The organism is Hyunsoonleella aquatilis, assembly GCF_014270105.1.
GTDB classification, from domain to species: Bacteria; Bacteroidota; Bacteroidia; order Flavobacteriales; family Flavobacteriaceae; genus Jejuia; species Jejuia aquatilis.
The window spans coordinates 286,528-311,748 of record NZ_JACNMF010000002.1 but is presented as its reverse complement, the minus strand read 5'-3'; the positions used below and the strand labels follow the sequence as shown (position 1 = coordinate 311,748).

The following is a 25,221-nucleotide window of genomic DNA, read 5'->3' as shown; positions in this document are numbered from 1 at the left end:
ATAAATCGACTAATAATTCAGTTATTTATTGAAAGGAATTTACTGAACTTTCGTGATTTCAATTAAAACTTAGAGTTAAACCGCTAAAAACAGGCAGGATAGGTCAGGATGGATTGTTTTCTTTTAAGCCTTAATTTTGCTACAAACTTAAAAAATTATGAAAAAAACAAAGACTATTTACAAGATATTAACAATTACGTCATTAATTGTTTTTGTAGCCTTCTTTTCTTGTGCAACTGATGAGATAGATCTCACCAAACCGATAAAAGCGATTGAGAACGATCCAGATCCGGATCCGGATCCAGATCCAGATTCCGGTCTATTGGTAGCAGAGGATGAAGATATAGGTGCTTACACCACTTGTAACTCAGATGGGGAAGGTGGACAATTCGCAGATATACCAAATGCTGTAAATGTTGGTACCATCGATGACAGGAGTTGTTATGCTGATTACAAAGAAAGTATTGTTGGTGGCGTTACATGGGGTGTATATAATATCACAGATGGTTCAAATAATGTTGGTACAACATTACAACCGCGAATTGAACGCGCATTGCCTATAGCCAACAGTAATGTAGGGTCGTTTACAAAATTCACAGGGGATTTTAGAATTCTTGAAGTGGGTGATGCAGGGTCTGATGTTGAAAATGGTACTTACATTGCACAGGCCAAAGGGAAGCATACTGGTGGTGGAGGTTCTCCTGACCCGGCTATTTGTTTATATTTAGCAAAGCCCAAATATGGTACAGGTGTTAATGCAAACATACAAGTGGCGTTTGATATTTATGCAGAGCGTATCAAAGAGCGTGGAGGATCAGGAAGCAATGGCAGAGAAGTTGTTTATCTAACAACAGTAGATAAAAATGCAATAACTTCTTTTGTGTTAGAGGTTGGTTTTAAAGAAGATCCAAGCGATAGTACTAAGAAAATACATTATTGCAATGCCATAATTGGAGGTGAAGCACATCCATGGAATATTCCCGATCCAGAAAGAGGGACGCAATCGAAAATTAGATACGGTGCATACCGAGTTAAAGGCGGAAGAGCACAAATTAGATGGGCGAATACTACGCATGAAAGAGTTCAAAACTAATTTGAACTTGAATTAAAAGAGTATTCAGTATATGTAAAACAAACAAGGCTGCCTTCTCAGGCAGCCTTGTTTGTTTAGGGACACAAGCGAATATGAAACCTTTTAGGGTAATCGATATACTGTGGTGGTAATTTTACTTTTAGTGGGGCTCTCCAAATAATATGTCCTTAGGTGTTTCGCATCCTTAATTTTTAAATTAAAAGGAGGTTTTAATACATCAACTCCGCTATTATGTTTTACACGGTTGCCCTGTCCAGAAATAATATCTTTATTTGGAATAAAAATACCTGTTGGGATATGTTCAGTCAGAATAATATATTTGTAATCTTTGGTTTTTTTTAGGATGCTTTTAATTTCAGTATTCGATAAATGTTGCAATACTTGTCTCAAAATAATACAGTCAGCATTCGGGAGTTCATCCTTTGCTATATCTAAGCAATGAAATTCTAAACAATCACTTTTAAAAAGTGTCTTATTTCTTTCAATCAGGGTGTCAACAATATCAATAGCAATATACTTTTTGGTGTATTTTACAAGTTGCTTTCCAATATTAAAATCGCCACAGCCTAAATCGCAAACCGTTAAAGGTTCTGGAAATGATTTTAAAAATGAGGTAACGTTATCTAAATAAGGTTTTGTGATTTTTGTGTCGTGTGAACCCCAACCGGAATAAAAATCATGGCCTTTGCCGCCCCAAAAGTGCTTCTCGTAAATTTGGGTCATTACCTCTTTGGTAGGCCAAGGCATTTTTGCTTTTTTAGACATTTATTTAAGCCGCTGCAGTTTGCTAAATACATCCCAAACAACCACGCCACAGCTTACCGAAATGTTTAAGGAATGTTTGGTGCCGTATTGCGGAATCTCTATCACTATATCACTAGCCGAAACCACATCCTGCGAAACACCTTTAACTTCATTGCCAAAAATAAGCGCGTACTTGTTGTTGTTTTCGACTTTGAACTCGTTTAACATGACGGCATTTTCGGCCTGCTCGATGGCGCAGATTTTAACGTTGTCCGTTTTTAATCTTTCAATCAAATCTAAGGTGCTCTCAACATATTCCCAATCCACAGTTTCGGTACTTCCCAAAGCGGTTTTGTGGATGTCCTTATGTGGCGGTTGTGCCGTGATACCGCATAGATAAATCTTTTCAACTAAAAATGCGTCGCTCGTTCTAAATACCGAGCCAATATTATTCAGGCTTCGGATATTATCCAAAATGATGATGACAGGTGTTTTTTCTGCCCGTTTGAAACCATCAACACTTAATCTGTCCAGTTCGTTATTTTTTAGTTTTCGCATTTTTTAAATTCTTTGTCACGCTGAGCGCTCCCGATAGTTATCGGGACGAAGCGCCTTGCAAATTTCAAATCTTTAGTTTTGTTCTAAAAGACAAAAGCATTGTTGAAATCTCCCTTCAATTGTAGATAACTTGTGGTTTTTCAACTTCAAAAAACATGAAATTAATAGTACATTGCATGCTACAATTTTCACAAAAGTAAGACTAAAAAACCATTTGTCCATTGGCTAAAAAAGCGAAAAAGGAAACTCCGTTAATGAAACAGTACAATGCCATCAAGGCTAAGTATCCGGATGCTTTGTTGCTATTTCGTGTGGGCGATTTTTATGAAACCTTTGGGGAAGATGCTGTGAAGGCGGCAGGTATTTTGGGTATCATTTTGACAAAACGAGGTGCGGGCAGTACCAGTGAAACCGAGTTGGCCGGGTTTCCGCATCATTCTTTAAATACGTATTTGCCCAAGTTGGTAAAAGCGGGTGAGCGGGTTGCCATTTGCGATCAATTGGAGGATCCCAAGCAAACCAAAACTATCGTAAAACGAGGTGTAACCGAGTTGGTGACACCCGGTGTAGCATTGAACGATGAGGTGCTGGTTTCCAAATCCAACAACTTTTTATGCTCGGTGTATTTTGATAAAAAATATATTGGAGTCTCCTTTTTAGATATTTCAACCGGGGAGTTTTTAACGTCTCAGGGAAATGCAGAATACATTGACAAACTGCTTCAAAATTTTAGTCCAAGTGAGGTATTGGTGTCCAAACAAAAACGAACACTTTTCAACGAGATTTTTGGCGATGATTTCCACACCTTTTATTTGGAAGATTGGGTATATCAAACGGATTATGCCTACGAAACCTTAACCAAGCATTTTGATACCAAAACGTTAAAAGGTTTTGGCGTTGAGGATTTATATGAAGGCATTATCGCTTCAGGTTCTATTTTACATTACTTAGGCGAAACCCAGCATCATAAATTGCAACACATTACATCAATTTCAAGAATTGCCGAAGATGACTATGTGTGGATGGACAAATTCACCATTCGAAATTTAGAGCTATACCATTCCACCAATAATAATGCGGTAACCCTTTTAAACGTAATTGATAAAACCATCTCACCAATGGGTGGACGTTTATTAAAGCGTTGGTTAGCATTGCCACTTAAAACTATTGAAAAAATCAAGCAACGTCACGAGGTGGTGGATTTTCTCGCTAAAAATGATGAGGTACTTCAAAAGATTCAAAACCATATCAAACATATTGGGGATTTAGAGCGTCTTATTTCTAAAACTGCAACAGGGAAGGTAAACCCGCGCGAGGTGATTCAGCTTAAAAATTCCTTGGAAGCCATTGTGCCCATTAAAAGTATTGCTTCAAATGCTAAGAATGAGTCTTTGTGTATTATTGGCGATAATTTGCAGAGCTGTGAAGTCTTACGTGAAAAAATTAAAGCAACTTTAAATGAAGAAGCGCCCGTAAATGTTTTAAAGGGTAATACCATAGCTTCAGGGTTTTCAACAGAATTGGATGAACTTAGAAACTTGTCCAAATCTGGGAAAGATTATCTTGATAATATGCTGGAGCGGGAAAGTGAGCGTACCGGAATTACCTCACTGAAAATTGCTTCTAACAATGTATTTGGGTATTATATTGAAGTGCGAAATACGCATAAGGACAAAGTACCCGAGGATTGGATTCGAAAGCAAACCTTAGTAAGTGCCGAACGCTATATTACAGAAGAACTCAAAGAATATGAGGCTAAAATTTTAGGGGCGGAAGAGCGTATTTTGGCTATTGAGCAACAATTGTTTGCTGAATTGGTGAGCTGGATGAATCAGTATATCAAAGCAGTGCAACAAAATGCTTATTTGATAGGTCAGCTGGATTGTTTGTGCGGGTTTGCGCAATTGGCAAAGGACAATCATTATGTATATCCGAAAATAGATGATTCTTTTGATTTGGATATCAAAGATGGTCGCCATCCAGTGATTGAAAAGCAATTGCCAATCGGAGAATCTTATATTGCGAACGATGTGTTTTTAGACAGAACATCTCAGCAAATTATCATGATTACTGGGCCAAATATGTCCGGGAAATCTGCTATTTTAAGGCAAACCGCATTAATCGTTTTGTTGGCACAAATAGGAAGTTTTGTACCTGCTAAAGAAGCAAAAATCGGATTAGTAGATAAAATATTTACAAGAGTTGGTGCAAGTGACAATATTTCGATGGGCGAATCCACATTCATGGTAGAAATGAATGAAACGGCTTCCATTTTGAATAATATTTCGGATAGAAGTTTAGTGTTGTTGGATGAAATTGGGCGTGGTACCAGTACCTACGATGGTATTTCTATTGCTTGGGCCATCAGTGAATATTTACATGAGCACCCTTCAAAACCAAAAACACTTTTCGCAACGCATTATCATGAATTGAATGAAATGTGTGAAACGTTTGTACGTATCAAAAACTTTAACGTTTCGGTAAAAGAATTAAAGGACAACGTATTGTTCTTAAGAAAACTGGTTGAAGGCGGTAGCGCCCATAGTTTTGGAATTCATGTGGCTAAAATGGCGGGAATGCCACAGCAAGTGTTGCGAAGGGCCAATAAAATTCTTGAAAAATTGGAGAAATCGCACTCCAGTGAAGAGCTCACGGATAAGGTAAAAACCCTGCATGACGATATGCAATTGAGCTTTTTTAATTTGGACGACCCTTTATTGGAAAACATTAAAGATGAAATTCTACACACGGATATTGACACATTAACTCCTGTGGAAGCGCTTATGAAACTGAATGAGATTAAGCGCATGTTGGTGAAGAAAAAGCACGCTTAAAAAAGTTGGATTTATTTTCTAAAAGACTTTGGATTTCCTAGAAATAGTTTAAATTTGCATCCGCAATCTCAGGATTATACGTTCATTAAATAATGCGAAAGTAGCTCAGGGGTAGAGCATCACCTTGCCAAGGTGAGGGTCGCGGGTTCAAATCCCGTCTTTCGCTCTGATTTTTTCAAAATGTACCAATTCAATGTGCAATAGCACTGTCGAATTATGCTGAAGTGGTGGAATTGGTAGACACGTTGGACTTAAAATCCAATGGCCATTATGGCCGTGCGGGTTCAAGTCCCGCCTTCAGTACTGTAACCCTTGTTAATCGTTTGATTTTCAAGGGTTTTTATTTTGTCAAATATCATTTTGGTATGATTTCGGTATTGTTATGTAGCCTCAAAAGTATTTTATAAGTGATTTGGGAACCATAATTGTTTTTTGAAAATCCAAATTCCAATCTTTTATATTTTGGTTAATTTAGCTGTTCTTACAATAACCAATTGTACTGGGTTCTTGATACTATGTCATCTCTTTCCAAATTAGGAACCAGTTAAAAGTAGAGAATCAGAGCCGCTTTTGTTCATATTCAATATACCATTGCTAAACCGAAACCAAAGACCTTTCTTCAATACATAATAACGAACTTCACGAATTAAAGGCTTTATACAGTCTAGGTAGACCACGTTAATGGCACCATTGGGTGATGAAAGTAAACCATGGATGGAGGTAACCTATCATATCCGCAAACAGCTCATGCAAAATAAGGAGCCAGATTATAAAGATATTTGGAGTCCAGCCTTTAAGAATCGAAATATAAATGATTAAACTCTCTTCCTTACTTGAGAGGGTACATATCCCTTTACCTGCTTGTATTGCCTGTTAAAATTTGATAAATTTTGAAACCCTGAGAGTTCGGCAATTTCAACAATCGGCAAATCGGTTTGTTGCTCCAATAATCGTGTGGCATGCTCCACGCGGATTTCATTTAAAAACGTAATATAGGTTTTGTTGGTGCGTTTTTTAAAATATTTACAAAAAGCGTTTTTGGTCATGTTAGCAACATTGGCAATGGTTTCCAAAGTGATAGCGGTTTTGTAGTGGGTCATAGTATATTCAAAAACATCACGTATTCTGTTACCCTCATTATCAGTATAATTCCTGGCATATATGAACGTAGAAAGCGGTGTGTATCGCGATTCGCTTCCAACTTTTAGGAGTTGGATTAAAATGATAAGACGCTCTAATTGACTAGCAGTTTCGGTTTTTAGAATTAAATCGGTAGCCCATCTTTTATTAGAATTAATTTTGAATCCATATTTTGAACGCTTAAAAAAATTGGAAACTTCTCTTAGCTCATTCAACTTAAAAAAGGCATCGCCCAATAACCGTTTTGAGAAAAATACCGTGAACATTCTAGATTGTTTTTTCTTTTGAGTATCACTATTAAATACATGCGGAATATTGCTCCCAATTACCAAAATATCACCTTCCTTATACCGATTAATGGTGTCTCCAACTATCAAATTGCCCTCACCCGAAAGGACTAAACTAATTTGGATTTCTTCATGCTGATGTAATTTTCCAAAAAAAGTCGCTCCCCTGTCTTCTTGAAAAACAACAGCATTTAACTCAGGCTTTGGTATTTTAAAGGGTAAAACCTTCATGGTTTATTCTCAATTTTCATGCTAAAAATACATGAATAATACTCCAAAAATATAAATAATATGTTAATAAATGGATAATATAATATTATAAAGGAGTAATTTAGTAGTATTGTTGCTAGCAATATTTATATAGTTTTACAATTCATTAAAAAGAATAAAATAATATGAAATCCAATTGGGATGGTGTAATGCCTGCAGTGTTTACATGGTTGAAAGAGTCAAAATCTGGCACTCTTGAAATTGACTTTGATACCACACAAAAACAGGCGGCAGGTATTTTAAAAGCTCAAGGAAAGGGAGGAAGCAGAATGAGCGGACTTGTTGGTTCTGGTACTCTAGGTGAGAATAGCTACCTAAGTACCCAACAGCGTCTTTCTTTACTCAAATCCCTTTCTGAGGTTGCTAAAGAATGCAATGTTCCGTTAATCAGTGGTGCTTCAGCAGAAACTAAGGAAGAACTTGCCAAAATCATTGAAGGACTTGTAACAGTTGGAGTTGATACAGTTATGGTCATGCCACCAAAAACTAAAACGGTTCCTTCTGAAACAAAAATGTATGAGTATTATGAACATGCCGAAGCAACTGCAAACAATGTAGGTGTAACAATGATGCCTTATAACAATCCTGATGCAGCTGGATATCATTCGCTTTCAACTAATCTTCTTTTAAGACTTTCTGTGCTTCCTAAAGTAACTGCTCTTAAAATATCGACTATAGATGTTTCAATTATTGAAACGCTGATGCTAGAGAACAAAGATTTAAAAGTTTTGGCAGGAGTAGATACAGTCACTGTACATGCAGGACTTGCTGGAGCATGTGGTGGGATTACAGGTGTAGGTAATATCTTCCCAAAAGCAAGTGTTACCATGCAGGAGTATGTTTTAAATGGTGAATGGACTGAGGCAAATAAAATTTCTCAGGCTTTAAATTCCATATCGTATCTGGATGCTCAGCCTCTGCTTTTGGAATATCTTAAACTTGCTATGGGAATTCACCATAATGATATTGCCGGAGGACTGCGTACTTTTGGTAAGAAATTAACTAAACAACAAATTGATGATGTCCGTGCAAGATATCTTCTGGCAAAAGAAAGACTTGAAGCACTGGATTTAACAAGTTGATTCTTTTAAATTATCAAAAAAAGGAAGTTTGCAAACGAGTAAATTTGGATAAAGAATAAAAAATAAGTCATTATGATTACCGGAAAAAACTATATCGGGCAAACCTTAAAAGCCTCAGGAACTAATACGTACAAAACCGTAAATCCGAAACTAAACATCGAGAATCCAACTAAATTTCACGATGCAACAAATAGCGAAATTAACGAAGCTGTAAACCTAGCTTGGGATGCTTTTAAAGTTTACCGAAAAGTTTCGGGCGCAAAACGTGCAGAATTTTTAAACGCCATAGCCGATGAAATTTTAGCGTTGGACCAAACGCTTATCGATATGTATATGTCTGAATCTGGACTACCTGAAGGACGTGCTATTGGTGAACGTGGTAGAACTGTTTTTCAGTTACGTTCATTTGCGGATTTAATTCATAATGAAGATTGGCGCGATAATATTTTTGACGAAGCACAACCCAACAGAGAGCCACTACCCAAAGCAGATTTGAGGAAAACCTCTATTCCATTAGGGCCAGTAGTGGTATTGGGAGCGAGTAATTTTCCATTGGCATTTTCAACCGCCGGGGGCGATACCGCGAGTGCTTTGGCGTCGGGTTGTCCAGTTATCGTAAAATCGCATCCCATGCATTCGGGTACAGGCGAATTGGTAGCCAGTGCAATTATAAAAGCCATGAAAATTACGGGTATGCCCAATGGCGTATTTTCAAATTTAAACGGGAAAAGTATTAAGGTGGGCACCGCTTTAGTAAAGCACCCAAAAGTAAAAGCTGTAGGTTTTACAGGGAGCGCTAAGGGCGGAAGAGCGTTGTTCGATTTGGCTTCTAAACGCGAAGAACCCATACCAGTTTTTGCCGAAATGGGAAGTGTCAATCCTGTGGTTATCACACCAAAAGCTCTCGAAAAACGTTCCGAAGCTTTGGCAACGCAATACGCCAATTCTATTACTTTGGGTACAGGGCAATTTTGCACAAATCCAGGCTTAATTTTGACTATTGACGGTGAGTGCAGTCAGGCTTTTATTGAAGATTTGGCTAAAAAAACGGTAAATATAGAGGCGCAATGTATGTTGCATCCAAATATTAAAGAGGGTTTTGTGCACAATGGCGCCAAGGTATCATCTCAAAAAGGTGCTGAAACTATTGCTAAAATTGAAACCGAAGTTGCACCCAATTACGCACCATCACAAGTTGTTAGTGTCTCAGGAAAAGACTTTTTAGACAATCCAAAGTTGCAACAAGAGGTGTTCGGCCCTTTTTCATTAGTCGTAAAAGCTAAGGATGAGGCAGAACTTATCAAAATAATAGAAAATTTAGAAGGTCAGTTAACAGGAACTATCATTGCTGAAGAAGACGAATATGCTAAACTTCATAACATTGTTGACGCTCTTGAGGACAGAGTAGGACGCCTCATTTTTAACGGTGTGCCAACTGGGGTAGAGGTGTGTCCGTCCATGCAACATGGAGGCCCTTATCCGGCATCAACCGATTCTAGATTTACAGCAGTTGGTACTAATTCTATAAAACGCTGGGTGCGCCCTGTGAGTTATCAATCCTTTCCGAAGGCATTATTACCAGAGGCTTTGAAAAGCCAGTACTAAACAACAAAATCGACATGAATAGAATAGATTTTATTTTTACCAAAAGCAAAAATTTTAGGATAGTTCTGCTCATATCGTTTTTGCTTTTTGTTTCACATACTACCTCCCAAAACGTCAATAATTCTGAGTTTTTAAAAAATATTATAAACAGCTATCAGGATCATAAGGGTTTTGACGAAAAAGAATTTCCTTTAGGGGTCTTTACGAAAGAATATTACAAAAATGAAGCCGACTTTGCCCTATCGAAGTTGGAAGAGCTATCAAACATTAATGTTGATGAATTAACCGAAACTGAGCAGATTTCTTATGAGCTTCTCAAATTTGTGCTTCAGGATAAAATTGACTTCTATAGATTTGAATGTTACTTAAATCCATTGCTTTCTGATTCTGGATTTCATAATAATTTAACCTATAACGTAAGACCTTTGACAAATTACAATCAAATAAAAACCTATTTGAATACGCTTAATGCGATTCCTGATTTTGTAGATCAGCATTTCGCGAATTTACGTGAAGGATTAGAAAAAGGTATTTCACAATCTAGGGTTGTTTTCAACGGTTATGAGTCAACATACAATGACCATATTGTTGATGATTATAAAGATAGTTTTTATTATTCCCCATTTAAAAATCTTCCACAAAGTTTAACTCAGTCTCAAAAAGATTCGGTCCTTAGAGTTGCTAAAGCTGTTATTGAAGACATAGTAACGCCTCAATTCAAGAGAATAAAATCTTTTTTTGAGACGGAGTACCTTCCAAAAACAAGAACCAGTTTAGGAGCTTTAAACCTACCCAATGGAAAAGATTTTTATCAAAATAGAATTAATTACTACACCACAAGCACAAAATACACCTCTGATGATATCCACCAAATAGGACTAAGGGAAGTAGCTCGCATAAAGCTTGAAATGCAGGCCATAATAAACGACCTTAATTTTAATGGGGATTTTCTGGATTTCTTGCAATTTTTAAGATCAGATGAACAATTTTATGCTAAAAGTGCAAAAGAATTGTTGATGATAGCCAGAGACATGTCTAAGCGAGCCGACGCACAATTGCCCAAATTCTTTAAAACTTTACCTAGAAAACCCTACGGTGTTAATCCAGTGCCAGATGCCATAGCTCCAAAATATACTGGAGGGCGCTATGTGGAAACGACTAAGGAGAGCACAGACCCCGGTTATTATTGGGTAAATACTTATAATTTGCCTAGTCGCCCATTATACACGTTACCTTCATTAACGGTACACGAAGCTGTGCCAGGCCATCACCTTCAGATTACTTTGAATAACGAATTGGGAGACAGTATCCCCAAATTTAGAAGAGATTTATACCTATCTGCTTATGGTGAGGGTTGGGGCTTATATTCTGAATTTTTGGCGGATGAAATGGGGATGTACACAACACCCTATGAGCAATTTGGAAGACTTACTTATGAAATGTGGCGTGCGTGTAGATTGGTGGTAGATACTGGTATTCATGCTAAAGGCTGGACGCGAGAAGAAGTGTTAGATTATATGGCTTCAAACACAGCGCTATCCATACACGAAATAAATACAGAAACAGATCGCTATATTTCTTGGCCAGGACAAGCCCTATCCTATAAAATGGGAGAACTTAAAATTAGGGCGCTTCGTAAAAAGGCCGAGGAAGCACTGGGGCAAAAGTTCGATATTCGAGAATTTCATGAGATTGTTTTAGAACAAGGGACGGTTACTTTGCCCATTTTAGAAAATCGTGTCAACAGCTATATAGATCGTGTGAAAAATGAGTAGAAGTACTTTTGTTTGTATTGATGGCCACACTTGCGGAAATCCAGTTCGAGTGATTAAACATGGCGGTCCTGAATTGATGGGTGCCAACATGAGCGAAAAGAGACAGCATTTTTTAAAGGAATTCGATTGGATTCGAAAAGGCTTAATGTTTGAACCTCGAGGTCACGATATGATGAGCGGGAGTATATTGTATCCGCCACACGATCCCGAAAACGATTTTGCGATTCTATTTATAGAAACTTCTGGGTGTTTACCCATGTGTGGTCATGGGACTATTGGTACGATTACTATTGCTGTTGAAGAAGGCTTGATAACTCCTAAAACACCTGGAAAAATTAAAATGGAAGCCCCAGCAGGTTTAGTGGAAATCAAATATCAACAGACAGGTAATAAAGTAGATTGGGTGCGATTAACAAATGTAAAAAGTTATTTGGCCGAGGAAGGTTTGACGATAGATTGTCCCGAATTAGGTGAATTGATTTTTGACGTGGCTTATGGTGGAAACTTTTATGCTATTGTTGATCCTCAAAAAAATTTCTCTGGCATTCAAAATTTTTCAGCAAGTAAACTAATTCAGTATTCACAAGTAATACGTGAGGCTATCAATCAAAAATATCCCGATAGATTTATACATCCGGAAAACGAGACCATCAGAGAGGTATCCCATTTACTTTGGACAGGGACACCGATAGACCCCACATCTTCTGGAAGAAATGCTGTGTTTTATGGTGATAAAGCTATCGATAGAAGTCCTTGCGGTACAGGAACATCGGCAAGAATGGCGCAACTTTTTGCTAAAGGTAAGCTAGAGGTGGGCGAGGAATTTATTCATGAGAGTTTTATAGGGAGTAAATTTATTGGTCGTGTGGAGGCTGCAACCTCTATCAGGGAGAATCCAGCAATCATACCAAGTATTCAAGGCTGGGCTAAAATTTATGGGTATAATACCATAATTATAGATGAGGAAGATGATCCCTATGCGCATGGTTTTCAGGTAATTTAATTTTTAATGGATGAAATATCTTATCAATTTTGTGTTTTTTGCTTTTCTAGGTTTTTACTTTGGTAATGGGCAAAGTTTAACCATGGAAGATTATGAAAGAGCTGTAAGCTATAGTTATAGCAATGCCTACAATAAATCAGTCTTCAATTTGCATACGGAAGTTAACTGGTTTAAAAATAAATCTGGCCTGTGGTTTATTGAGTATTCAGATGAAGGGAGGCAGTACAAAAAGTACAGCTTTAAAAGAAACAAAACCGAGCTGTTTTTTGATCATAACAAGCTTGCAAATTCGCTTAGTAATATTTTGAAGGACACTGTAAGCGCCAATGAATTAAATCTGTCCAAAATTGAATTAATAGACGACGTATTACTTTCTTTTAGCGCATTTGATAAAACATTCCATTTAAATTTAGAGACTTACGAGCTCGAGCTGAAAGAGACAGAAAGGCAAAAAGAACTTGAGAATGAATTCGAGAAAAAATCCCCCGATGGAAAATGGCTAGCCTACACAAAGGATTATAACCTGTTTATAAAATCTGTAGCTACTGATGAGGAGTATAAGCTGAGTAATGATGGCAAAAAGAATTATGAGTATGCCAGTTATTATGGTTGGTATGATAAAATGGAAGGTGAAAATGGTGAGCGGCCAAAACGCTTTGAGGTCAATTGGTCTCCAGACTCCAAATGGCTGGCTACAAATGTTATTGATTTGCAACAGGCAGAAAAAATGTATCTCTTAGATTGGAGTATAGATTCTTTGTACAAGCCAAAATTATTATCCTACTACCGTGGCTCTCCAGGAGATACAACAATGGTACATGTGCAACCTGTATTTTATAATATTGAAGCGAAGCAGGAGGTGAAAACAAAGCTTCCAAAAAACACTCATATTAATCAGGTTTCAGTTCGCTGGTCAGATAGTTCGGGTATTTTTTACGCTGATTATATGGAGCGAGGTTTCAAAACTTCGTTTGTTAAAGAAGTTAATTTGAGCACAAATTCCGAACGTATCCTAATCAAGGAAACTAGCGAAACTAATATTGATAATTTTTATTATAAAGTTCTAGAAAAGAAAGGTAGATTAATATTTCTTTCTCAACAAAGCGGATGGCGACAGCTTTATAGTTTGGACTTAATAACTAGTAAAATCACACCGCTTACAAACGGTAATTATTTTATAAATGATATAAGTTACATCGATGAAGATAATGGCGTGGTTTATTTCTTGGCATCAGGTAAAGAAGATGGTGAAAATCCATATCATCAAAAGTTATACAAAGTATCCTTAAAAGGGGAAGTAACCTTATTGACCCCCGAAAAAGGACACCATGATATTTCCTTTTCTGAGGATGGACTCTATTTTGCAGATAATTATTCAACCGTTCAAATTCCAACAAAAACGGTTGTCAGGAGTTCTAAAAATGGTAAAGTTTTAGCAAAATTGACACAAGCGGATGTATCTAAGGTCATTTCGAAAGGATGGAAGGCACCAGAGGTTTTTCAGCTTACAGCTAAAGATGGTAAAACCACTATTTACGGTGCTATTTGGAAGCCCACAAATTTTGATAGCTTAAAATCGTACCCCATAATAGATGCTACATACACAGGACCGCATACACAAAGATTCCCTAAATCTTTCCGTTCTGCATTTTACAATCAAGACCTTTCAGAATTAGGTTTTATAATAATGCAAGTTGATGGCTTGGGCACTTCTGGGCGCTCTAAAGCATTTTTAAATCACTCTTATAAAGACATGGGCAATAATTTGGAAGATCATGTTTTAGCTATTAAATATTTAGGAGAAAAATACAAATGGATAGATACTGAAAAAGTTGGCATATTTGGGCACTCTGCTGGTGGTTATGACACAGGAAGGGCCATGACTGCATTTCCTGATGTTTATAAAGTTGGTGTGGCTAGCTCTGGAGACCATGATTTTAGAATGGAAAAAGCGTGGTGGCCAGAAATGTACCAAGGTTGGCCGGTGGATGAAACTTACGAAGCCGTGTCAAATATTACCAATGCCAAAAATTTAAAAGGAAAATTGTTGTTAGTTCACGGTGGTTTAGATGATAATGTAAACCCCTCGGCTACATTTAAGTTTGCTGAAGCTTTAATTAAGGCAGATAAGGATTTTGACATGTTAATAATTCCAAGTCAGCGACATGGTTATGTTGGCAAGTACCGAGATTATTTCATTAAAAGGCGTTGGAATTATTTTGTTGAACACCTCTTAGGTGAAAAGCCCATTTGGAATTTTAGTCTAAAGCTATAAATGAGCAAAACTGTTATTGTTATAGGCGGTGGAATTATAGGTTTGTGTTCGGCCTATTATCTTCATAAAGAAGGACATCAAGTTACGGTTATTGATAAATCTAACATGGATTCCGGAGCATCCCATGTCAATGCGGGTTACATCACGCCTAGTCATTTTATCTCCATGGCCTCGCCGGGTACTTTGTCAAAAGGCATTAAATGGATGTTTAATTCTAAAAGTCCGCTTTATATAAAACCAAGATTAGATTTAGAGTTTTTGAAATGGTCTTGGTCGTTTAAAAAATCTGCAACACCTTCAAAAGTAGAAAAGTCCATAAAACCATTATTGGATATCAATTTGCTTAGTAGGGAATTATATGAAGATTTGAATCAATCCGGAGACTTTAGTTTTCACTATGAAAAAAAAGGCCTTTTAATGTGCTACAAGACAGATAAAGTAGGCGAAGAAGAATGGGAGGTAGGTAAACGTGGCATACAAGAAGGGCTTAAGGTGGAGCATTTGTCTCAAAATGAGGTTTCGAAATTAGAGCCTAAAGCAGATATAAATGTTAAAGGTGCCATTTACTACCACTCTGATGCCCACATGACACCAAATAACTTTATGGAAGAAATGATTGTTCACTTGAAAAAAAGTGGTGTTTCAATTTTTAAGAAGGAAGAAGTGGTTGATTTCGAAATGGACAATCAAAACATTTCAAAAGTAATCACCAGTACCCAAAAGTTATCATGCCATGAAGTGGTTTTGGCAACTGGAAGTTGGAGTCCAAAAATTGGAAAAAAGTTAGGTTTAAAATTGCTCGTTCAGGCAGGCAAGGGGTATAGCATTAACGTAAGGCAAGACACTAACATTAGGATTCCAGCTATATTGTGCGAAGCAAAAGTGGCAGTAACGCCAATGGATGGTTTTACGCGTTTTGCTGGTACTATGGAACTTTCAGGGATTAATCATCGAGTTAATCCTGCACGTGTAAAAGCCATTGCGGAAGCAAGTGCTAAGTATTATAATCAACTAAATATAACTATTGAAGAAAAAGAACAGGCAAAATGCGGTTTGCGCCCTTGTACCCCTGATGGTTTGCCTTATATCGGTAAAACTTCAAAATACAAAAACCTAACTATTGCAACAGGGCATGCTATGATGGGTTGGAGCTTAGGCCCAGCAACTGGAAAGCTAGTCTCAGATATAATTTCTGAGAGAAAGACTGAGATGGATGTATTTGCTTTTCATCCTGAAAGAAGCTTTTAGTGGTTCTCAAGATATTTCTGGTCTACAGATAAAACAGGTCAATGTAATGTAAAAAGTAATGAACAAAGCCTTTTCAATTAAAATTGAAAAGGCTTTTTAGTTTTGGGGCAAAAAGAAAACCACCCTGAACAGGTGGTTTAAAATGTATAAACTTGTAAAACCAAGAATTAGTGCTCGGTTTTCAGTTTATTTGCTTCGTCTTTAACGGCATTCGCAGCATCATCAGCGGCTTTTCCAGCAGCGTCTACAGCTTTATCAACTGTTTCTCCAGCCTTGTCAGCAGCATTGTTTACCGCATCACCTGCTGCGTCCACTGCATTATCAACGGCATCCCCAGCTTTTTCAGCAGCGTTTTCAACAGCATCACCTGTTGCTTTTGTAGCATCCTTAACGGCGTCACCTGCAGATTTAGCTGCGTCTTCAGTGGCTTCGATAGCGTTGTCTAAATGCTCACCAGCAGATTTCTTTTCATCTCTACAAGATGTAAAAAACATACCTAAAGCTAGTACTAAAGTTGTTCCTAAAACTAATTTTCTCATTGTTTTTGTTTTTAGTGTTAATTATTTAGTTGTGCAAAACTGGCTTATTTTACAGGTGAGCACAATTCTTTTCGGTTTCATCAAAACTCTTTTATATACGTAAGTAATTAAGTATTTGGATCACAGCACCCGTATTTTTTTTGATGAACTCTGTATTTTTAGACCCGGATAATCGACGAAAGTCACTATCCGCAATAAGTTTTCTTAGAATAGCATTAAAGCCCATTTGATCTGATACTGAAAAAACACCTCCATTATCAATCATGGCCTGAGCTTCAGGAAATTTAATGTAATTTTTTCCGATAACAATTGGTGGGCCAAATACAGCTGGTTCCAGAATATTGTGCAACCCGGTTGTGCCCATCGCACCGCCCACATAAGCGATATCCGAAGAACTATAAATTTTTGAGAGTAGGCCGATGGTATCAATAATTAGAACATCAAAATGCTTTAACTCTTCGTTATCTTTTTCAGAATATAGAACCGTTTTTGCCCTTAATTTTGAAGCAAAATTTTGGATTTGGCCGGATTTAATGTTGTGAGGTGCTACAATGTATTTAACCCCCAAATTCCTTCTAGAGTTTATGAACTCAATAAAAAGAGCCTCATCCTCAGGCCACGAACTGCCCACAACCACACATAATTTGTCTTGCTTAAAGGCTTCAACAAATCCCAGGGTATTATCACTTTCCAACTGACTTGTCACACGGTCAAAGCGCGTATCGCCCGAAACTGTTACGTTTTGATAGCCTATGGATTCCAATAGGGATTTCGAGCTTTCATTTTGAGTAAAAATATGTTCAAATGAGAGCAGTGCTTTTTTGAATAGTCCGCCGTAAGGCTTAAAATAGATTTGAGTCTTTCTAAAAGAAGCCGAAATCAGGATCGCCCTTAAATTTCTATGCCCCAGTTCTTTTAAAAAATTTGGCCAAATATCATATTTCACAAATAGGGTCAATTTGGGATGTACCAAGTCCAAAAACCGTTTTGCGTTTCTTTTGGTGTCCAAAGGCAGGTATACCACCACATCAGCAATAGGCGAGTTTTTGCGAATATCGTAGCCCGAAGGGGAGAAAAAGCTCAAAATGATTTTATAATCATAATAGTGTTTCCTTAGTTTTTGGAACACGGGAAGTCCTTGCTCATATTCGCCCAAGGATGCACAATGGAACCAAAGCGTTTTATCGGATGCACATAAATTGGATTTTAAAATCTCAAAAGCTGCATTGCGGCCTGTTACCCCTTTTTTAATTTTCTCATTGAACAGCCCAATACATTTTAGGACGAAACCAGTTATGCCAATGCCTATGTTATAGATGAAACGCAATCTCTTCGAGTTTCGTGCTAAAATACATTTCTTTGGAATAAATCTATGGCTTGCGTTGGTGAATTTTGTAATTTTATGGGCTGTGAAAATAATCTAAGCTAAACTAACCGACCATTGCTTTTCAGGCAAAAAGGTCTTCAAATTTTTAAGATGAAGAAAATCCAAATGGTTGACCTCAAAGGGCAATATAATGGTATAAAAGAAACTGTTAATATCTCTATTCAGGAGGTTCTTGAAAACACTGCATTTATAAACGGACCGAAGGTCCACGAATTTCAAAAGAATCTTGAGGAATATTTAGGGGTGAAACATGTGATTCCCTGTGCTAATGGAACTGACGCCCTACAAATAGCCATGATGGGATTGGGTTTAAAGCCAGGTGATGAGGTGATTACGGCCGATTTTACCTTTGCTGCCACCGTTGAAGTGATTGCGCTTTTACAATTGACTCCCGTTTTAATTGATGTCAATGAAGACGATTTTAATATCAATATTGAGGCCATTAAAAAAGCAATTACTCCAAAAACCAAAGCTATTGTGCCAGTGCATTTATTTGGTCAATGTGCCGATATGGAGGCTATTTTGAAAATTGCGAAGGAGCACAACTTGTATGTAATTGAAGATAATGCTCAGGCTATTGGGGCAAATTATACTTATAAAGATGGATCAAAAGTAAAGGCTGGAGCGATTGGCGATGTGGGTGCCACCTCGTTTTTTCCATCAAAAAATTTAGGGTGTTATGGTGACGGTGGTGCAATTTTTACCAATGATGACGATTTGGCACATACCATAAGGGGTATTGTCAATCATGGTATGTATGAGCGCTATCACCATGATGTGGTTGGTGTAAATTCGAGGTTGGACAGCATACAGGCGGCGGTTTTGGATACCAAACTACCTAATTTGGACAACTACAATAAAGCCCGGCAAATGGCGGCAAAGAAATACAACAAGGCATTCGAAAATGTAGATAAAATAATTACCCCAAAAATTACCGGGGGCTGTGGTGAAGGTAGTATTTGTGAGAACTGCGATTGTCATGTGTTTCATCAATATACATTAAGAGTGATTGGTGTAGATAGGGATGCTTTGGCAAAACATTTGAACGAACAAGGCATACCTTGTGGCGTATATTACCCTATTGCCTTACACAAACAAAAGGCCTATGCGGATGAGAGATATAATGAAGCCGACTTTCCAGTAACGAATCAATTGGTAAAAGAGGTGATTTCATTACCGATGCATACTGAACTGGATTACGAACAGATTGAATTTATTACATCAACAATCATAAAATTTATTAATGGATAAAATATTAGTAACTGGTGGGCTAGGGTTTATCGGTTCGCATACGGTAGTAGAATTGCAGAACGAAGGCTATGAGGTAGTCATTATTGATGACCTGTCAAATTCATCTGAAAAGGTGCTGGATGGTATCGTGGCCATCACAGGAAAAAAACCCATCTTTGAAAAACTGGATTTAAAGGATAAGGCTGGTGTCGAGGCATTTTTCGCCAAGCATAACGATGTTAAAGGCGTAATTCATTTTGCCGCCAGTAAAGCGGTGGGTGAAAGTGTGCAAAAACCATTGTTGTATTACGAAAATAACATAGCCACTTTGGTTTATGTCTTGAAGGAGTTGAAGAAATTGTCTTCGGCATCCTTTATTTTCAGTTCATCTTGTACGGTTTATGGGCAGTCAGATGAATTGCCGATTACGGAAAGTGCACCTGTAAAAAAAGCAGAGTCCCCTTATGGAAACACTAAGCAGATTGGGGAGGAAATTATTCAAGATACTTGCAAGGTAGTACCAGATTTAAAGGCGATTGCTTTGCGCTATTTTAATCCGATTGGTGCGCATGAATCAGCGGAAATTGGTGAATTGCCCATTGGGGTGCCACAGAATTTGGTGCCTTTTATTACCCAGACAGCTATCGGTTTAAGAGACCAGTTATCGGTATTCGGAGGTGATTATCCAACACCGGATGGCACATGTATTCGTGATTATATCCATGTGGTGGATTTGGCAAAAGCGCACGTAGTAGCGTTAGAAAGATTGCTTCAAAACAAAAATAAATCGAATTACGAAACCTTCAACTTGGGTACTGGAAAAGGAAGTTCAGTTTTGGAAGTTGTGCAATCTTTTGAGCGGGTATCAGGAGAAAAGTTGAACTACAAGATTGTAGGAAGAAGAGAGGGCGATATTATTTCGGCCTATGCTGATACCAACAAGGCAAATGATGAATTGGGTTGGAAGACCAAATTATCCTTGGACGATGCTATTCGCTCCGCATGGAAATGGGAGCAAAAAGTGAGAGGTAAGTCATAGAAAATTAGAATATTTTTATTCAAACATATTGAACCCCATTGCTAAATTTAGGAATGGGGTTTTTCAATTTTATTTTTTGAATCAGAAGGTAAAAGATTATCGGGGGTTACCATTTTAAGATATTTTTAAGAGTTGACGACGACATAATTTATAAATTCATAAAAAGTGGCTACAATATCCCGTTGTTGTTTTTAAATTCTTACTTTCAAACTAAGTTAATGGTCAACCAAGCAAAAATACTGCATTTCTTTTGTTGCCTTGTGGTTTACGGAAGTATAAGTGGTTTATTTGCGTTTTCCGAGACTTCACCAGCACCAATAGATAGTTCGATCCAAAAAAAGGATGCCGATAAAGTTTTGGGCAGTAAGGATTTATTGGTACTGTACCAAGAAGCTATTAAAGAACAGCGCCATGATTCGGTAGCCATTTTCAAAAATCTCGCACTCCTCAATGCAAAACTCAATCAACCTGAAAACTCCATTCTTTACACCAAAAAGTATATCAACAATACACTGGATTTTGATATTCTAAATGATAGTGCGTACGATACCATTAAGACTTCCAAAGCCTATAAAACCATTGCCGACAAGTTCGTTAAAAAGGTCAATTTCGTTACATTTCTATTTTTTTACGCTTCGCTGATTGGTTTCTTCTTTATGGTCATTATCAATTTGTCAGGTAAGGCCAATACGCGTGCCAAGTTGTTTATTAGCGGTTTTGTTGGGGTGCATTCCCTATTTATTTTGGAGTTTGTCATGTATTTGTCTAACTATCGCTATGAGTATCCACATGTGTACTTAATGGCGGCAAGTACGGCATTATTATATGGTCCGTTGCTTTATTTTTACTTTAAAAGCGCCACCCATAATTACAAGTTCAAGCCTTTGGATGCGTTGCATTTTGTGCCCAATATAATTTTGGTGCTGTATCTCTTTCCAATGTATGCACTGTCGGGTTCAGAGAAGATTGAAATCATGTTAGAACTCAATACGTCCTATGATATAAATAGGTATGTTGTTTTTATTTCGAAGGTAATTTCACTTTCCGTTTATGCTATTTTGATTCGGAAATTGCAATATGCGACTAAGAATAATGAGATACTTTCTAGTAATACCGGTCAACCCATTTACAAGTGGAAACAAACTATTTATCGTTTACATGTGGCGTACGTCATTAGTTATGTGATTTATGGTTTGCCCGTAAGTGGTATTTTGGTGTTTACTTCTGATTTTCTAAGTTACTTTCAAGTTGGTGCCATGTCTATTATGGTGATTTATATTGCCTACAAAGCGAGTGTGCAACCGAGTATTTTTACCAATGAGTTTAACCCTGTGGATGGACTGTTCACTAAAAAATACCAAAAGTCAGGGCTGACCAAAGGGCTTTCTAAAGAACTTAAAGAAAGCTTAGTTAAATTACTTGTGGAAGACAAGATTTACAAGCAAAGCAACATCAATTTGGAGAGGCTTTCTGAAGAACTAAATACTACGCGTCATAACACCTCCCAAATCATTAATGAGCATTTCGATATGAATTTTTTCGAACTAATTAATACTTTCAGAATTAAGGAAGCCCTCAGCATTATGGATAATGATGTTCATGGTAGCCTTAATATCATTGATATTGCATATGAGGTGGGCTTCAACAATAAGGTCACATTTAATAAAGCCTTTAAAAAAGAAACTTCGCAAACACCTTCTGAATATATACAATCCAAATTAAGACTTCGTAAAAAACTGGGGTAAACCATAAGTAAGTTTTCTTCGGTAGGGTAAACTATTATAAGATTTACCCCCGTCAACTTTCATAATCCTTTCTTTTATCAATGCAATTGTCAAAGGTGGGGCGACTAAGAGCTTTACATAATATATTGGAATTACACTAAGCTTTGTTCCTGTAAAGTATAATTTTTTGAATTAGTCACTTAAAAAATCTTTTTTGCCCCCCTTTCTTCAATCTGCATAGACTAATTCAAATACTTACTTATGAGATTAAAAAATTACTATTTAGCGCTAATGCTGGTAATATTTGGTTTGCTATCTGCATTGGCACAGGAAAAGGCAGTTTCGGGCAAAGTTGTAGATCAAAACAATCTTCCCCTGCCTGGAGCTACGGTCCTAATCAAAGGATCAACTGCGGGAACTACGACGGATTTTGATGGTAATTACATCATAACGGTGAGTCAAGGTGCAACTTTGGTTTTTAGTTTTGTGGGTTATGCTACCAAGGAGATTACTGTTAGCTCAGGAAATACGATCAGTGTAACGCTTCTGGAAGATACCACGGCGCTAGAGGAAGTGGTGGTCGTCGCCTATGGTTCCCAAACCCGGGAATCTATCGTGGGTGCGGTAAACGTGGTGTCCAGTGGTGTGATCGAGACCCAACAGGTAACCTCTCCCTTGAGAGCCCTCCAAGGTGCTGTTCCAGGATTAAGTTTGTTAACGGACGGTGGGCAACCTGGCACGAATCCAATCATTAGAATACGTGGAATTTCCAGTGAGAGTTTGGAGCAAGGGCCTTTAATTGTTGTGGACGGCGCTCCATTTTCCGGAAATCTGAACACCATAAGCCAGGATCAAATCGAAAGCGTTTCGGTATTAAAAGATGCCTCGTCTTCGGCATTGTACGGTTCAAGGGCTTCAGGTGGCGTTATTTTGATAACTACTAAAAGAGGGAGCGTCGGTGCTACACCAAAGGTTACTATTCGCTCTCAGGTCGGAATTTCAAATCCTACTATTGGAATCCACGATTTAGCCGGGCCAGAGGATTATTTAAAGTTAACATGGCAAGCCCTAAAAAACACCAATCAATACGAAAACGGACAGACCGCTTCCGAGGCGGCCCAAAGCGCTACCAACGGACTCATTGATTATTTGGGTTATAATCCCTATAGTGTTACAAATCCAATTGATACCAATGGAAACTTGGTAGCTGGTGCCAATTTGCTGTGGGATTCCAACTGGGAAGAAGAAGTCATTAGAAACGATTATCTCAGGGTGAATCATAATTTAAGTATTTCTGGTGGTAGCGAAAAAACGCGATACTTCTTGTCCTTTGATTATTTAGATGAAGATGGCCCAGTAATCCCATCCAATTTTGAAAGGGTGGCAACGCGTTTAAATTTGGAAACTCAGGTAAACGACTGGTTTAAAGTGGGCTTGAATTCCAGTTTTTCACGTTCCAATTCCAATAACCCCGATCAAACCAGTGGTAGCACTATACAAGCCATTTCGTGGATTTATGGTATTGCCAGTATTTACCCTATTTATTTACGAGATGTTGATGGGGACTTTGTTAGGGATAGTGCTGGAGAGTTGATTTACGATTTAGGAAACGGTCAAGCACCGGGCCAGCCTGTAAACAACACGAGACCTATTTTTGGAGGTGAAAACCTGTTGGCAAGTTTAATCCTGGGCAGGGAAAAACGAATACGAACCAATTATTTGGCCAATGCTTTTGCTGAAGTCAAAATTATTCCGGAACTCACATTTAGGTCTCGGTTAAGTTATGAAAACTATCTGTTCGACTCCTTTAGTTTTGATGATGACAAGATAGGGATTGCTTCTAATGTGCAGGGGAGGGTGGATCAGGACAGGGATTTAACCACTACGCTTAATGCCATCCAATCCTTAAACTATACCAATAGTTTTGGCAATCATAATATTTCGGTAGATGTGATTACTGAAGCCTATACCAATACGCAGGACGATCTGAACGCGCAAGGTACTGGATTTCTTCCCGGTGTGGAAAATTTAAATAGTGCCACAGTACCCGAAACCTTAGGTGGCAATGTGATCACCTCAAGGATCAATAGTTATTTAGGTAGAGCAAGCTATAATTTTGGTGAAAAATATTTTGGTGAGTTTTCATTCCGAAGGGATGGCTCTACCAGATTTAATGAGGATACCCGATGGGGTAACTTTTTGGCCGGGGGTTTAAGTTGGGTAGTCTCCAAGGAGCATTTTTTAAGCGAAAGCAATACATTGACATACCTAAAGCTTCGCGGTTCCTATGGGGAGTTGGGAAACAACAGGACTACAAGTCGTTTTCCTTTCCAATCGGTTTTCCAGACAGGGTTTGTCAACGAAGGCAATTCAGGAATTTTACTGGAAGGTGTTTCGGATGTGGATTTAAGATGGGAAAAAGTGGAGTCATTAAATATTGGTGCCGATTTTGAATTGTTCAACGGGGCAATTTCAGGAACGGTGGAATACTATGAAAAAGAATCCGTCGATTTGATTTTGGATAAACCTTTACCAAGGTCATTGGGCGTCAATAAGATTGTAACCAACATCGGTTCCATCAAAAATTTTGGATGGGAGGTGTCCCTACGTTCTATGAATTTCAATACCCAGGATTTCACTTGGAGTACCGGAATTAATTTCGCTTTAAATAAGAATGAATGGACCAAATTGCCACAGGATGAAATTTTGGACGGCTCAAAACGCTACGTGGTCGGAGGTTCTATTTTTGACTTCTTTATTCGCGAGTGGGCAGGTGTAGATCCTGCCGATGGGCGTGGCATGTGGTTTATGGATGTGGTGGATGCCAATGGGGTGGTAACCGATAAAGTTACCACCAAAAGCTATGATGATGCTACCCGGTACGATCAAGGCAAAAGTTCTTTGCCAGATATAGAAGGGGGCTTCACATCCTTCTTAAGGTACAAGCAATTTGACCTAAATGTACTGTTCAACTTTAGTTTTGGGCAATATTTGTTGGATAATGACTATTCAGGCTTAATAAATCCCTTTGAAAACCCTGGTATCAGTGCACATCCAGATAATTTCAATGCTTGGCAAACCCCCGGGGATATTGCCGATTTTCCATTATTGCTGGCCAGCAATAACGATCACGCGTCGCGCTCTACGCGTTTCCTGTTTAGAAATGATTACGTAAGGCTGAAGAGTTTAACGTTTGGGTACAATCTGCCGGAGTCCACTGTGTCGCGTATTGGGCTGTCCAAACTGAGGCTCTTTTTGCAGGCCGATAACATTTTCACCTGGCAATCGCACAAAGGGATCGACCCAGAGCAGGCCTTTAACGGCGTGGCTAACAATCGGTCGCCCTTGTCCAAGACGATTACTTCGGGACTAATCATCGAATTTTAAA

Annotated in this window: 18 protein-coding genes and 2 tRNA genes; 15 read left to right on the top strand and 5 right to left on the bottom strand. The window is 38.1% G+C overall.

Going from position 1 to position 25,221, the window contains the following annotated elements; genetic code table 11:
- Nucleotides 1–157: 157 nt before the first annotated feature.
- On the top strand, nt 158–1,093 hold the full coding sequence (locus H7U19_RS06800; protein ID WP_186560544.1) for a hypothetical protein: 936 nt from the start codon (nt 158–160) through the stop codon (nt 1,091–1,093).
- 102 nt (nt 1,094–1,195) lie between these two features.
- Here H7U19_RS06800 and H7U19_RS06795 read toward each other — a convergent pair whose 3' ends face one another.
- Both H7U19_RS06795 and H7U19_RS06790 read right to left on the bottom strand, forming a co-directional pair.
- Nucleotides 1,196–1,858, bottom strand: coding sequence for a class I SAM-dependent methyltransferase (locus H7U19_RS06795; protein WP_186560542.1), 663 nt, complete (start codon nt 1,856–1,858; stop codon nt 1,196–1,198).
- Complete coding sequence (locus tag H7U19_RS06790) at nt 1,859–2,395, bottom strand: RNA methyltransferase (protein ID WP_186560540.1); 537 nt, start codon at nt 2,393–2,395, stop codon at nt 1,859–1,861.
- Nucleotides 2,396–2,616: 221 nt separating this feature from the next.
- Between H7U19_RS06790 and mutS the strand changes: the two genes are divergently transcribed.
- From mutS to H7U19_RS06770, 4 genes are all read left to right on the top strand, one after another.
- Nucleotides 2,617–5,229 carry a DNA mismatch repair protein MutS gene (gene mutS / locus H7U19_RS06785; protein ID WP_186560538.1) on the top strand — a complete coding sequence of 871 codons (2,613 nt, stop codon included), beginning with the start codon at nt 2,617–2,619 and terminating at the stop codon, nt 5,227–5,229.
- 94 nt (nt 5,230–5,323) lie between these two features.
- Nucleotides 5,324–5,395: transfer RNA gene (locus H7U19_RS06780), tRNA-Gly, on the top strand.
- Between the two features lie 52 nt (nt 5,396–5,447).
- Nucleotides 5,448–5,532 (top strand) — tRNA-Leu (locus H7U19_RS06775).
- 378 nt (nt 5,533–5,910) lie between these two features.
- Entirely contained in the window at nt 5,911–6,048 is a 138-nt protein-coding gene (locus H7U19_RS06770; RefSeq protein WP_186560536.1) for a hypothetical protein, read from the top strand.
- Here H7U19_RS06770 and H7U19_RS06765 read toward each other — a convergent pair.
- Nucleotides 6,045–6,887, bottom strand: coding sequence for an AraC family transcriptional regulator (locus tag H7U19_RS06765; protein ID WP_186560534.1), 843 nt, complete (start codon nt 6,885–6,887; stop codon nt 6,045–6,047). The two genes, H7U19_RS06770 and H7U19_RS06765, sit on opposite strands and share 4 nt — an antisense overlap.
- 164 nt (nt 6,888–7,051) lie before the next feature.
- Between H7U19_RS06765 and H7U19_RS06760 the strand changes: the two genes are divergently transcribed.
- The 6 genes from H7U19_RS06760 to H7U19_RS06735 all read left to right on the top strand — a co-directional run bounded on the left by H7U19_RS06760 (nt 7,052) and on the right by H7U19_RS06735 (nt 15,914).
- Entirely contained in the window at nt 7,052–8,008 is a 957-nt protein-coding gene (locus H7U19_RS06760) for a dihydrodipicolinate synthase family protein (protein ID WP_186560532.1), read from the top strand.
- A gap of 72 nt (nt 8,009–8,080) precedes the next feature.
- Nucleotides 8,081–9,613 carry an aldehyde dehydrogenase (NADP(+)) gene (locus H7U19_RS06755; RefSeq protein WP_186560530.1) on the top strand — a complete coding sequence of 511 codons (1,533 nt, stop codon included), beginning with the start codon at nt 8,081–8,083 and terminating at the stop codon, nt 9,611–9,613.
- A 14-nt stretch (nt 9,614–9,627) separates the two neighbouring features.
- On the top strand, nt 9,628–11,388 hold the full coding sequence (locus tag H7U19_RS06750) for a DUF885 domain-containing protein (protein ID WP_186560528.1): 1,761 nt from the start codon (nt 9,628–9,630) through the stop codon (nt 11,386–11,388).
- Entirely contained in the window at nt 11,381–12,391 is a 1,011-nt protein-coding gene (locus H7U19_RS06745; RefSeq protein ID WP_186560526.1) for a 4-hydroxyproline epimerase, read from the top strand. The genes H7U19_RS06750 and H7U19_RS06745 overlap by 8 nt, the downstream gene beginning before the upstream one ends.
- Before the next feature lie 10 nt (nt 12,392–12,401).
- A complete protein-coding gene (locus H7U19_RS06740; protein ID WP_186560524.1) occupies nt 12,402–14,666 on the top strand; it encodes a S9 family peptidase in 2,265 nt (754 codons plus the stop codon).
- Nucleotides 14,667–15,914, top strand: a complete 1,248-nt coding sequence (locus H7U19_RS06735) for an NAD(P)/FAD-dependent oxidoreductase (protein ID WP_186560522.1) — start codon at nt 14,667–14,669, stop codon at nt 15,912–15,914.
- Nucleotides 15,915–16,081: 167 nt separating this feature from the next.
- Here the strand turns inward: H7U19_RS06735 and H7U19_RS06730 are convergent, their stop codons facing one another.
- Both H7U19_RS06730 and H7U19_RS06725 read right to left on the bottom strand, forming a co-directional pair.
- Nucleotides 16,082–16,408, bottom strand: a complete 327-nt coding sequence (locus H7U19_RS06730; protein ID WP_246454675.1) for a hypothetical protein — start codon at nt 16,406–16,408, stop codon at nt 16,082–16,084.
- Between the two features lie 136 nt (nt 16,409–16,544).
- Nucleotides 16,545–17,780, bottom strand: a complete 1,236-nt coding sequence (locus H7U19_RS06725; protein ID WP_186560518.1) for a 3-deoxy-D-manno-octulosonic acid transferase — start codon at nt 17,778–17,780, stop codon at nt 16,545–16,547.
- Nucleotides 17,781–17,930: 150 nt separating this feature from the next.
- Here H7U19_RS06725 and H7U19_RS06720 point away from each other — a divergent pair, with 150 nt between their 5' ends.
- The 4 genes from H7U19_RS06720 to H7U19_RS06705 all read left to right on the top strand — a co-directional run bounded on the left by H7U19_RS06720 (nt 17,931) and on the right by H7U19_RS06705 (nt 25,220).
- Nucleotides 17,931–19,091 carry a DegT/DnrJ/EryC1/StrS family aminotransferase gene (locus tag H7U19_RS06720; protein WP_186560516.1) on the top strand — a complete coding sequence of 387 codons (1,161 nt, stop codon included), beginning with the start codon at nt 17,931–17,933 and terminating at the stop codon, nt 19,089–19,091.
- Entirely contained in the window at nt 19,084–20,109 is a 1,026-nt protein-coding gene (gene galE / locus H7U19_RS06715) for a UDP-glucose 4-epimerase GalE (RefSeq protein ID WP_186560514.1), read from the top strand. The genes H7U19_RS06720 and galE overlap by 8 nt, the downstream gene beginning before the upstream one ends.
- Before the next feature lie 218 nt (nt 20,110–20,327).
- Nucleotides 20,328–21,854 (top strand): helix-turn-helix domain-containing protein, encoded by a 1,527-nt coding sequence (locus H7U19_RS06710; protein ID WP_186560513.1) that lies wholly within the window; start codon nt 20,328–20,330, stop codon nt 21,852–21,854.
- A gap of 240 nt (nt 21,855–22,094) precedes the next feature.
- A complete protein-coding gene (locus tag H7U19_RS06705) occupies nt 22,095–25,220 on the top strand; it encodes a SusC/RagA family TonB-linked outer membrane protein (protein WP_186560512.1) in 3,126 nt (1,041 codons plus the stop codon).
- The last annotated feature ends 1 nt before the right edge of the window (nt 25,221 follow it).